Origin of the sequence: Klebsiella sp. K-Nf6 (genome assembly GCF_002806655.1) — a bacterium.
Lineage (GTDB): Bacteria > Pseudomonadota > Gammaproteobacteria > Enterobacterales > Enterobacteriaceae > Klebsiella > Klebsiella variicola.
The window spans coordinates 150,151-160,023 of record NZ_PIBN01000012.1; the positions used below are offsets into that span (position 1 = coordinate 150,151).

Here is a 9,873-nt window from a genome sequence, read left to right on the forward strand (position 1 = left end):
CTCTCTTTTTATACGGCAGCGGATGCTACCTGTTTTCAATGCCGTTTCGGATTTCCACGGTTAACACGCGCAAAACGGTCTGGAGGTTGTAATCCAGGGCGGGTCGGATAAAGGGGTCTGCAACCTGTTTAACCGTGCCAAACTCCTGCGCCAGCGCCTTCATATGGTGCTGCTTGCTGGGGCCGACACGGAGCGTTACAACCGCGTTCCCTTTACCCTTGCGGGTGGAAGAGCGGATTTTGATTGAGTCCCGCATGTGCGGCCCGGCAGACGTTTCGTCAAAGCCGGCATGCTGCTTCATATCTTCCTCGACGACCTTTAGCGCTTCGCGCCCGGCATCCCGCAATACCTTCGTCGCCACTTTTTCGCCCAGGGCCATTAACTGCCGCTCCAGCTCATCCAGCCCTTTAACTTCCATTCGGATCACGAGGAGTCCTCCACGTAGTGAATGATGAAATCGCGGGTCAGGCGATACTGAATGCGACGATTCGTCAGCTGGTTTTTATCCTGATGGATACCGCCTCGCTCCACATACTGAACCGGAATACCCTCCAGCTGGCCATGAACGACGGACTTCAGTTCCGTCCAGATTTTTTTATCCAGCTGCAGCAGTGAGGTGTAATCATCAAGACGGTACAGATTCACCTGGATACGGGCTGAGACGATCCCCGTTCGCAACATTCCCGAGACCATTTCCGGGTCAGAGATACGCTGAAAGGTCGCACCTTCCTGGACCGTGTCCGGCAGTAAAAGCGGATACGCATTCATGCCGGTGATGCGCTCCAGCGCACCCTTAATCGCCAGCTCTATCATGCCGCCCGTCGGCCTCCCCCGTGATAATGATCCGGTCCGTTTTGCGGTCGATATTCCGGACGGTATAAACCAAATTTTTCGTCGTGATTTTCCAGTCTAGGTCGACCAGAACCCCTGGATGGACGGTAAAATGGCGGGTTTCCACTACCTGCTGCTGATCCAGCGTTCGGACTTTCCTGCCGGATACCAGCTCGTCCTTCGCCCAGGCTTTCCCCGTCTCAACCAGCTTTTCTGGCAGAGGTTCGCCCAGCGGCCCCCGCCCGGATTGCATATAGCCAATCACAATGCGGCAGGTCATTTCTCCCGGTTTCAGGTTCATAGCGTATGCTCCTGCAGAGGAAAAAGAAGATGCCTCACCGCAGCGGTTTCCAGCCACTGTCCGGTATGGCCATTCAGATACGCATCGCTGACCAGAAACTGAATGGCCAGCCGGATATCTTCATCCGCGATAAATCCGCGGACGGTCTCCGGGAGTGCCTGCAGCTCTTCATCACTGGTGACCAGCTTGCAGTAATAATCACGCTCGATGCTCCGCTGCGCGGCGTTCACCATTTGCGTGAGCATGGCGTCATGCTCCGTGAAATCCAGTTCCAGGCGTAGCTGGGTTTTCACATCATCCAATGTCAGTATCAAAATCGCTGTCTCCCGGCTTCGGTTTCAGCGCGCGTTCGGCATCCTTCGGCCATACCGCGATACGGCGCTTAACCAGCTCTTCGGCGTGCGATCCTTCAAACCACGCGATATCACCACGGGAATAACGGCTATGCGGACCGAGGAACACAACTGATTTACGTTCTGCCTGTGCGACCACGGTCGCATGGTTGACCTGTACATCCTCGGTCGCATGGTTGTCCTGTACGACCGTTTCTTCCGGCTCTACTGCTTTACTTTTCGCAGCCATAGCATTCTCCTTAAAGGGAAAAGCCCGCATATGCGGGCTTTATTAACAGAGGGGGGGGTTAGAACAGGACGCCGGTACCCAGAACCAGGCCTTCCGGATGACGGAAGCCAATATCGTGTTCGAGGACGACGCGGATCAGCGACTGGTTTCGCGCAAACGCGGAAACTGGGTTTCCTTCGGCATCCGGGTAGGTGGCTTCTTTGGAGAAATCGACCGTCATGGCGCCATCTTCACCGATAACAACATCATTGAAGTCAGCGAAATAAATTTCCGATTCCTTGCCACTTTCGCCCAGGTTAACCGGAATAGCGCTGGTATGCTGAATCGGATAGCCCTTGAGCATCCCCTGCGCCATTTCCGGGTAGACTTTGTTGCCGTTGCCGTCACGCAGGCCAAACAACTTCATATAGGTACGGTTCGACATACCCCAGCCGCAACGGATCATCAGGCTGTTGCCATCCATCGCCATCAAAATAATCTTGTCCAGGTACTCATCAACCGTGTTCAGGTTGATCGTGGAACCCGCTTCCCACGGCAGCAGGCGGTTCCACTGCGTCGCACGCGCCTTCATACCAATTGGTGTATCGCCGGTACCGTCATCGCGCATAAACGCTTTATCCTCACGAACAGAGATGGCGGTCAGAATATCCTGCAGGACCAGCTGCTCAACGTTAAAACCGGCGCGGCCAATCAGCTGGTTCGACATCGGGACCAGGGCGATCATGGTTTTGGCATTCAGTTTTACATCGTCGAATTTTGATTCAGACGATTTGGCATCCTTTCCTTCGCCGGTGTAGCTGGCCGTTGCACCGCCAGCCGAGCGCGGTAACGACAGATTACCGTTAGGCAGCGGAATGGAGCGGGCGCCCAGCTTACGGACGATGGTACGGTCGCTCAGCAGCTCGATGACTTCGTTTTGCATGTTCTCCGGGATGAGCGCCCCACCGGAACCCGCAGCGGTGGAAATGGCCATCGATACAGACTGATCATTCAGTTCTTCAGCGGCAAAGACCGCTGCATCACGCAGATCCCCCTTCGCTGCGGCAATCGACATCACCATGCGCGTCATGCCTGCGCCTGTGTATTGCTTCGGCTCAGCTTTGACGATGACTGCTGGTCCAAGCTGGGTAGCCTTGACTGGCTTTGCGACCAGCGCCGCAGCACGTTCGGCGGCTTCCAGGCGTTCAATTTTGGCGCTGATATCAGTGAACTGCTGCTGCAGGTTCGCAAACTCCGTCAGCTGCTCAGCTGTCAGCGTGCCGCCGCTGGCGTCAATGGTTGCCAGGGCCTGAACCTGTTCGTTGATACCCGCACGCTGACGACGCAATTCTTCAATATGTGGCATTTTATTTCTCTCTTTTTAGACATAAAAAAAGCAGCCTGCTGGCTGCTTAAGGTGACGCGGTTTGTGTTTGCGCCGGGTTACATTTTGGTTTGCAGGTCCATCGCGGCTGCCTGCATCTGAATGGAGGTTTTTTGACGGGGTTGCTGATACTTTGTCGCGATAGCATTGATCGCCGCCTGGGGGTCAGAGACTTCATCCGCCAGGCCGGCAGACACCGCGCCAGGGCCAAAATACAGCCCCGCCTGCGTATCAATGACGGCCTGCTGCTTCAGGCCGCGATATTCGGCCACCGACCCCGTAAACGTCTCGTACATATCGTCGATCATGCCCTGGAACATACCCAGCGACTCTTCACTCAGTGGTTCATGTTGGGTGCCGTTATTTTTGTTATCTCCCCGGTAAATGGTGGTGAACGTCAGCCCCATTTTTTCTTCCATCTTCGACGTATCGAGGTGCTCCATGATCACACCAATCGACCCCACGCCACTGGTCTGGCTGACGATGATTTTGCTGCAGGCCGATGCGATGAAATACGCGGCGGAATACGCGCTGTAGTTCACAATCGCCGTGATGGGTTTCGTGTCACGAGACTGATAAATGTAATCGGCCAGCTCCTTGCACCCCACCGCTGCGCCGCCGCCGGAGTTAATATCCAGAACGATTTCGCTGATTGAGGGGTCGTTTAACGCCGCCTGCAACTGCCCGCGGATCCGCTCGTAGCTGGTCAGCTCGGAGCACATCGCCGTAATCTGCCCCCGGCGTGGAACGAGAATGCCATGAACGGGGATCACCGCCACCCCGCCTGCGGGCTGGACCTGCTCAGCAGCAGGTGATTTACCCGGATTCAATGCCATCTGAATGGCGGCATCTTCGGTGATCCCCTGAATACGGGGGATGAGCACCGCTTTCACGGAGTCCATTGTTTGCCGCGTCACGTAATGCGGCACGCCAAAGACCATATCTGCCAGGTGCGGCAGGTTAATTAATTTCGTTGTCATGTTGTCTTCCAGGTCATCCCGCGCGGCGGGAAATAATCAGGCTCTGGCCAGAAGGGTTTCGATTTCGGCCAGCTGTTTTGCTGTCGGCGACTTATCGCCAGGAAGGATCTTCGCGCTGTCGACCATATTGAGCGGCGTCAGGTATTTGTCCCCGCCAGCAATTGGCGGCAGATTCTCCATACGCCGGATATCGTTAGTGGATAGCCATCCCCACTGGCGGCCCAGCGCATACGATTCATAGCGTGACTTCTGGTCGCCTCGCAGCAGCCCGGAAACGTTGAACTCGATGTACAAATCGCGGCGTTCGCTGGGCAGAAGCAGATCGCGCTGCAGCGCACCCTCATGGCGTTTCAGCCATGCCAGCAGCGTGTACATCACGAACTGCAGGCCCTGGTGCTCAATGTTGTTGTTGGTCGCTTTCGCCAACATCTGCACCATATGTGGCGGGATTTTATAGAGCCGGCAGACCTCTTCCACGCCCCACTGCCGCGACTGTAGCAGCTGCGCCTTTTCGTTATCCTGCGACAGTTGTTTGTAGCTCATGCCCTCCTGCAGCAATGCCACAGAGAACATATTGTGAATACCGGAATGGCGCTCGGTCCATTTCGCCAGCAGGCGATCAATAGCATCCTGGCTTTTAATGGTCGCAGCCTCTTTCGGACGCTCTATCACCCCGCTCATCGTTGTCCCGCGCCGGAATGTCGCGGCCGCATGCTCCTCAACCGCCAGATTCAGCCCCAGAACATCGGCGTTCGTCTGAATGGGGGAACTGCCGATATAGCCATCCAGAGAAAAGACCTTCACATGGTGCATCATGCGCATCGGCAGAATTTCGCCGACTTCCGGGAGTTGGTAATACGGCATACCGTCCGGCCCTTTCAGCACAATCACCTTTTTCGGGTTAATGGGGATCAGCTCTTTCGGGTAGCCTTTTCCGTCCCGTTCGATGATCGAGTAGCAATTTCCCTCCAGCCCCAGCAACCCCTGCTGCTGCTCGAAATACTCGAATGAGGTGTCTTTCCTGTTGGGCTGGGAGTGAATCAGGTCATAAACCGGGTGGTCCGTCGCACGCTGGCGCCCGCCATTTTTATCCCGCCGGTAAAGTTCGCACGGCAGCTGCGCGACGGACTCCGCCAGGAGGGTTACACAGGCCCGGACCGCTGAAAGTCCAAGAGCGGTTTCCGGCGTGATTATGATGCCAGTTTTGCTCTGGCTTGAACGAACCCCGCCCAGCATGGCTTCCCAGAAGCTATTCCCCGAGTATTGTCGGCCCCTGAACATCTGGGGTAGGAACATTATTCACCTCCGCCATTGCTGACGCCGGAGGAAAAGGCCCGGGTTGTCATATATGACCAGCCCAGACAAATAATCCCTCCTGTTATCAATCCCACTGATGGAGAAATAAGCCAGGCGCCTGCTGATAACAATCCAGCACCAGTGAGGCCGACAATAAAACTCAGAACTGAAATTAGCATGCTATATCTTCCTCATCATATACGGATGTCATCACTGAACTGTTAAGCATGGCGCGCCCCAGCCCCATCATTAAACCAACCGCACCATCTATCTTGTTCTGCCGCCCTTCTTTCCCGGGACGCACAATATCGTCACTTCCGGGAAGGTACTGGCCGACGATGTTGGAAATACACCAGTTCATGACGGGGTGTCCGTCATGATGGAATCTCCCCGAGATGAGCGCAGCCTCAATCTCTCTCATAGGATCACTCATATGGGTAAAATTTTGTCTTATCTCGACAGGCTCAAGCCCCTCTTCCTCAAGCATGTGACGTAATGAAGTCGCGCCATAAGGATCAATGGGGCATTGGGCAATTTTTACGGTATTCCGCAGCTTCAGGATCGTTTCAAATATCAGCCTGTAATCAACTTCGCCACCATCGGTCGGGATCAACTTACCCTGCCGGACAAAGGACTGATAACGTTCTGCGGTACTTTTCAGCGCGGTCTCCTGCGAGTAAATGGTTTCTTCTGGTGCCCAGAACAGAGGAGAAACACAGTAAAAATGTGTTATTCCGTCTATTTCACGACGAAAAACTGGAACCACGGCATTGAGGTCAACTTTCGAGGCCAGATCTATACCCAGCCAGCATTCTTCCCCTTCAAAATCTGACAACTTAAGGTTTTTATCGGCTGCATCCATCCATTTTCTCAGGTCGTAATAAGCTGATTTTGCGCTTACCCAGCGATTGAAATGCTTGGTCAGAATCTTGTTTGTCTGCCCGGGCGTCGACATACCCAATAATTGTTTAGCCCGGAGAAAATCTGCTTTTACCGAAATGCCATAGTTGGGGTTTGCCTTGATTAATGCCTCAGGAGTCGTCCAGTCATCATCGTCATCAAGGCCATAAATCAGCCCAAATATGGTTTCATTTTCCTCGCCATTACGGGTTCTCCGCAGGATCTCGACAACCTGAGTACGCTTTTCATAGCAAGGGGATGTAATGTCATAGCCGGCGGTGGTGATGATCAGTGTCATCGGTTGTTCACGAGCCCCCATACCGGTGGTCATGGTAGTGTAAAGCGCATCAGTAGTATGTTCGTGATATTCATCAATGATGGCGCATGATGGCGAATCACCATCCCCCGGGTCACCGATCACAGGCGCAAAAACCGAACCGTCAGGGCGCGTCATTTTTTTTGCCCAAGGTTTTATCGAGAATTTTTGCCGCAATGCCGGCAGCTTTTTCACCATTTGCAGCGCCGGAGAAAATACCTTCCATGCCTGTTTTTCAGTCGTGGCGCCGCAATAGACTTCTGCACCATGCTCGCCATCTGCACAAAACATATAATTTCCTACAGCAGCGGCAATAGCGGATTTCCCGTTCTTCCTGGGCACCTCGATATAGATTTCAGAGAAACGACGCAGGCCTGTCTTCTTGTGTACCCATCCAAACGGTACGCCAAGAGCGAACTTCTGCCAGGCTTCAAATTCAATCCGGAGTTTACGCCGGGCCCATTCCCCTGAGGTATGAGGCATTTTCTGGGCAAAACGAAGAAATCGTTCTGCTTTGTTTTTATCGAAGCGGTAGGGCCAGTGGGGATCCTTTGCTCGTTCGAGGTCGTCCAGATGTCGCTGACAGGCAAGTATCGTTAACTGACACGCCAGAATCTTCCCGCCAACGATATCCCGCGCATACTGGTTCGCTGCATTGACGTTCGGATAGGTTGCCATCAGTCAAACTCATCGAATTCATTCCCGTCATCATCCGGATCCTTTTGTCCGCTGGTCATGCGAAGACGACTGAGCGGATCTAACCCCAACAGAGAGCCCAGGCGGGCAAGCTGGGAAACCGAGTCATTCCGGACATTAACTGCAGGGTGTTTTTTCAGGCCCCCCATTTCACTTTCTGAGGTCAGTCCGCTGGCCAGCATTTTTTCGGCTTCGAGCATCAGATGAAAAGCATTGCAGTAAGCCAGCAACAAAGGTGCGTCCTCCAGCTCAAACACCCCTCGGTCGATGAGTATTTTGCTTTGCGTCTTCCACATTCTTATTGCCGCCTCCCCCATTAACTCAGCGGGAGGCGCAATACGTGTTAATTTGCTTTTTTGCCCGGTGGGTAAAGTGGGTTTTCGGCCACCACCGGACGATCGAATTCCTCCGGCCATAAACGTTCCTTTGATAGATGAAACCTTCCGGAAAAAAGTTTCTTATTTCTGGCGTGTAAAAATAGACTTCAACGGGCAGTCCCTAAGCGCGAAAGGGGTCAGGGATTTGCTCCCCCCTACCCCTGGCTGCAGCTGCCTAAGTCGAGATGGAGGTCGTCATTCCTGCTACTCCGGCGGAGAATACGGTTCGCATTGCGTGGGCCGGCATATCTCAGACGTTCAATGAACACCAGTTGTTATACCGGCGGTCAGGATCCTGTCGCTGTAGCAGATCCTCCATCGGCCTGCAGTACGCTTTCTGGAAGCCGTTCATCTAATGGCTGGTTCTCGAAAACCTTCATCCCAAACTGACCGATCCAGGTGCTAACTGAGTTGATGTTCCCTGCGATGAAGTCGGTCACCTCGGCGATCAATCCTTTAACGACGACATCCGTGCTCTGACGCCAGTAATTCTCAATCGCGACCAGCAACGGATCGGAACCATTACTGACAGATTGTTCACCTACGCTATACGTTTTTTTCTTCGCGCTATCGGTTATACATCGCAGCTGGCTGGTCTGGACGGATCCAACCTCTGCTGCAATTACCTGCATCGTCAACGTAGCCACTTTGTTCCCGTCTGCATCAGCGCTGGATGCATAGAACATGGAGAGCGTCAGATCCGTGCGTTTATACATCATTGCTTACCTCCCCTACGATGGCGGGAACGACGACCGCCGGGAAACGGAGATTGTTGATCCTGTACCAGCTCACCCACTAAAGGTTCCTGAGCCGACTCAGCAGCCGGTGCCGGTGCAATATCATGCGCAATCGTCAGTTTCAGCAGTGGGCGGCCGCCCTGGACATGCTCAAAATGGATGCCATGCACGGCTTCATTCATTCGTGACTGACCATCCGTCTCCAGAACGGTCAAAACGCCATCAACGTATTCAATTTTGAAACTCTTCATCGGGTTCTCTCTGTTGCTGTTTTCTTGCTGTGGCAGGTCCAGCACAATGACTCCAGATTAAAGTCATCATCGGTACCGCCATGAGCTTTAGGAATGATGTGGTCGACACTTGAGGCTTTCGTGGCAATACCGTCTCGCCTGCAGTTCTGACAAAGGTATTTATCCCTCTTCATGATACGGGCCCGTTTAATTTCCCACGGTCGACCATAACCACGTTCCTGCCGAGTTTTTCCGGGCTGGTAGTTACGCCAGCTATCACCAGCGTGTTGCTGCCGATGCATCTCACAGTATCCTCCGACATCATTGGTCACAGTCGCGCATCCTCTGTGCCGGCAAGGTCGTTTAGCTCGTGGCGGCATAAGCATCCTCGAGCATGAGTTGAGGGAGAGTTAAAGCGGTACTGTCGATGGTAAACTCTGAAACGGGCAGCGATGAGCATGACAATCTGTCACACTCAATCGCCACCAGCTTCTCGTCTACGTATGCAATTTTTAAGTTCTTCATCGCGTTACCTTTTGCGAATAAAAAAGCCCCGCAGATGCGAGGCCATTCAGTTGATATCCCCATAAAGGGATAAACATCATCTTATCCCTTACTGGGGATAGACGTTCTTACTGATTCGTAAATCCGCTCACAGGTCATTCCTGCTGTGTAGCGTTCGTCAGCGATTGCAGCATACCGTCGAGCTTCTTCTGCAAGGTTGCCAAGCATGTCGGCGAGCACTCCGGCGGTGGCGCCGGTTGTTTTGCTTCTGACGGTAGCGGCAAGACTTGCGGTGTGGCTTGCGGCGTCCAGGCGGGTGGCAAGTTTTTTTGCCTGCTGCCGCAGCTGGCTAACAGTATCAGAGAGATTAGCGGCAGCAGTACGCGCTGCAGCTGTTTGCGCTTGAGCATTTTTTACGGCCTCATGGCGGGCGATCAGACGCCCCTGTTCAATCATCCGGGCGGCGGTTTGCGCGTTAACTTCCTGGGACGATTCGTCGCTATCACGTTCTGCCCACCGCTTTTCCCATGCCCGATCGCTCCAGGTTAAACCAGCAACAAAGGCACCAGCAATAATCATTACGGCGATAGCTGGCTTTAAGTAGGCTGCACTCACTGGTCAATCCCCCAGCAAGTCAGCGCACTTTCCTGATCACGGCGTGTTACCTGCCCATAGCAGTTATTGGAGCGCACCCGGCAATCCTTCCCTCCGTCTTTTATCCACCAGCGAATCGCTTCACATGCGCCTTTACGATCACCGG

The 9,873-nt window shown here is 53.7% G+C and carries 15 protein-coding genes and 1 pseudogene; all 16 read right to left on the minus strand.

All coding sequences use genetic code 11. The annotated features are described in order from the left end of the window. Window positions 1-25: 25 nt before the first annotated feature. A complete protein-coding gene (locus tag CWM61_RS19555; RefSeq protein ID WP_014907811.1) occupies window positions 26-418 on the minus strand; it encodes an HK97-gp10 family putative phage morphogenesis protein in 393 nt (130 codons plus the stop codon). 5 nt (window positions 419-423) lie between these two features. After that, window positions 424-813, minus strand: coding sequence for a hypothetical protein (locus tag CWM61_RS19560; RefSeq protein WP_017880258.1), 390 nt, complete (start codon window positions 811-813; stop codon window positions 424-426). Beyond that, window positions 794-1,132, minus strand: a complete 339-nt coding sequence (locus tag CWM61_RS19565) for a phage head closure protein (protein WP_048290172.1) — start codon at window positions 1,130-1,132, stop codon at window positions 794-796. The genes CWM61_RS19560 and CWM61_RS19565 overlap by 20 nt, the downstream gene beginning before the upstream one ends. Continuing rightward, complete coding sequence (locus CWM61_RS19570) at window positions 1,129-1,446, minus strand: head-tail connector protein (RefSeq protein WP_020317538.1); 318 nt, start codon at window positions 1,444-1,446, stop codon at window positions 1,129-1,131. Before CWM61_RS19570 ends, CWM61_RS19565 begins: the two co-directional genes overlap by 4 nt. Further along, window positions 1,427-1,714, minus strand: a complete 288-nt coding sequence (locus CWM61_RS19575; RefSeq protein ID WP_100631748.1) for a hypothetical protein — start codon at window positions 1,712-1,714, stop codon at window positions 1,427-1,429. Before CWM61_RS19575 ends, CWM61_RS19570 begins: the two co-directional genes overlap by 20 nt. 58 nt (window positions 1,715-1,772) lie before the next feature. Continuing rightward, a complete protein-coding gene (locus CWM61_RS19580; protein WP_100631749.1) occupies window positions 1,773-3,059 on the minus strand; it encodes a phage major capsid protein in 1,287 nt (428 codons plus the stop codon). Between the two features lie 77 nt (window positions 3,060-3,136). Further along, window positions 3,137-4,057, minus strand: coding sequence for a S49 family peptidase (locus tag CWM61_RS19585; protein WP_100631750.1), 921 nt, complete (start codon window positions 4,055-4,057; stop codon window positions 3,137-3,139). Window positions 4,058-4,093: 36 nt separating this feature from the next. Continuing rightward, a complete protein-coding gene (locus tag CWM61_RS19590; RefSeq protein ID WP_004148010.1) occupies window positions 4,094-5,353 on the minus strand; it encodes a phage portal protein in 1,260 nt (419 codons plus the stop codon). Then, complete coding sequence (locus tag CWM61_RS19595) at window positions 5,353-5,532, minus strand: hypothetical protein (RefSeq protein WP_020318187.1); 180 nt, start codon at window positions 5,530-5,532, stop codon at window positions 5,353-5,355. The genes CWM61_RS19590 and CWM61_RS19595 overlap by 1 nt, the downstream gene beginning before the upstream one ends. Beyond that, window positions 5,526-7,247, minus strand: coding sequence for a terminase large subunit (locus CWM61_RS19600; protein WP_021462603.1), 1,722 nt, complete (start codon window positions 7,245-7,247; stop codon window positions 5,526-5,528). Before CWM61_RS19600 ends, CWM61_RS19595 begins: the two co-directional genes overlap by 7 nt. Next, a complete protein-coding gene (locus CWM61_RS19605; RefSeq protein WP_012542168.1) occupies window positions 7,247-7,681 on the minus strand; it encodes a phage terminase small subunit P27 family in 435 nt (144 codons plus the stop codon). The genes CWM61_RS19600 and CWM61_RS19605 overlap by 1 nt, the downstream gene beginning before the upstream one ends. Before the next feature lie 248 nt (window positions 7,682-7,929). Beyond that, a complete protein-coding gene (locus CWM61_RS19610; RefSeq protein ID WP_100631751.1) occupies window positions 7,930-8,361 on the minus strand; it encodes a hypothetical protein in 432 nt (143 codons plus the stop codon). Beyond that, the gene (locus CWM61_RS19615; protein ID WP_014228902.1) at window positions 8,358-8,675 is read right to left on the minus strand and encodes a hypothetical protein; all 318 of its coding nucleotides are present in this window, start codon (window positions 8,673-8,675) and stop codon (window positions 8,358-8,360) included. The genes CWM61_RS19610 and CWM61_RS19615 overlap by 4 nt, the downstream gene beginning before the upstream one ends. After that, complete coding sequence (locus CWM61_RS19620; protein ID WP_100631752.1) at window positions 8,627-8,989, minus strand: HNH endonuclease; 363 nt, start codon at window positions 8,987-8,989, stop codon at window positions 8,627-8,629. The genes CWM61_RS19615 and CWM61_RS19620 overlap by 49 nt, the downstream gene beginning before the upstream one ends. 226 nt (window positions 8,990-9,215) lie before the next feature. Next, complete coding sequence (locus tag CWM61_RS19625) at window positions 9,216-9,692, minus strand: DUF2514 domain-containing protein (RefSeq protein ID WP_100631755.1); 477 nt, start codon at window positions 9,690-9,692, stop codon at window positions 9,216-9,218. A 32-nt stretch (window positions 9,693-9,724) separates the two neighbouring features. Beyond that, window positions 9,725-9,873 (minus strand): annotated as a pseudogene (locus CWM61_RS19630) (lysozyme); the annotation flags it as partial.

Excerpts from the sequence above, each read along its gene's own strand:
- CWM61_RS19555 (WP_014907811.1), bottom strand. The coding sequence starts at position 418 with ATGGAAGTTAAAGGGCTGGATGAGCTGGAGCGGCAGTTAATGGCCCTG.
- CWM61_RS19560 (WP_017880258.1), bottom strand. The coding sequence starts at position 813 with ATGATAGAGCTGGCGATTAAGGGTGCGCTGGAGCGCATCACCGGCATG.
- CWM61_RS19565 (WP_048290172.1), bottom strand. The coding sequence starts at position 1,132 with ATGAACCTGAAACCGGGAGAAATGACCTGCCGCATTGTGATTGGCTAT.
- CWM61_RS19575 (WP_100631748.1), bottom strand. The coding sequence starts at position 1,714 with ATGGCTGCGAAAAGTAAAGCAGTAGAGCCGGAAGAAACGGTCGTACAG.
- CWM61_RS19580 (WP_100631749.1), bottom strand. The coding sequence starts at position 3,059 with ATGCCACATATTGAAGAATTGCGTCGTCAGCGTGCGGGTATCAACGAA.
- CWM61_RS19585 (WP_100631750.1), bottom strand. The coding sequence starts at position 4,057 with ATGACAACGAAATTAATTAACCTGCCGCACCTGGCAGATATGGTCTTT.
- CWM61_RS19590 (WP_004148010.1), bottom strand. The coding sequence starts at position 5,353 with ATGTTCCTACCCCAGATGTTCAGGGGCCGACAATACTCGGGGAATAGC.
- CWM61_RS19595 (WP_020318187.1), bottom strand. The coding sequence starts at position 5,532 with ATGCTAATTTCAGTTCTGAGTTTTATTGTCGGCCTCACTGGTGCTGGA.
- CWM61_RS19600 (WP_021462603.1), bottom strand. The coding sequence starts at position 7,247 with ATGGCAACCTATCCGAACGTCAATGCAGCGAACCAGTATGCGCGGGAT.
- CWM61_RS19605 (WP_012542168.1), bottom strand. The coding sequence starts at position 7,681 with ATGGCCGGAGGAATTCGATCGTCCGGTGGTGGCCGAAAACCCACTTTA.
- CWM61_RS19610 (WP_100631751.1), bottom strand. The coding sequence starts at position 8,361 with ATGATGTATAAACGCACGGATCTGACGCTCTCCATGTTCTATGCATCC.
- CWM61_RS19620 (WP_100631752.1), bottom strand. The coding sequence starts at position 8,989 with ATGCCGCCACGAGCTAAACGACCTTGCCGGCACAGAGGATGCGCGACT.
- CWM61_RS19625 (WP_100631755.1), bottom strand. The coding sequence starts at position 9,692 with ATGATTATTGCTGGTGCCTTTGTTGCTGGTTTAACCTGGAGCGATCGG.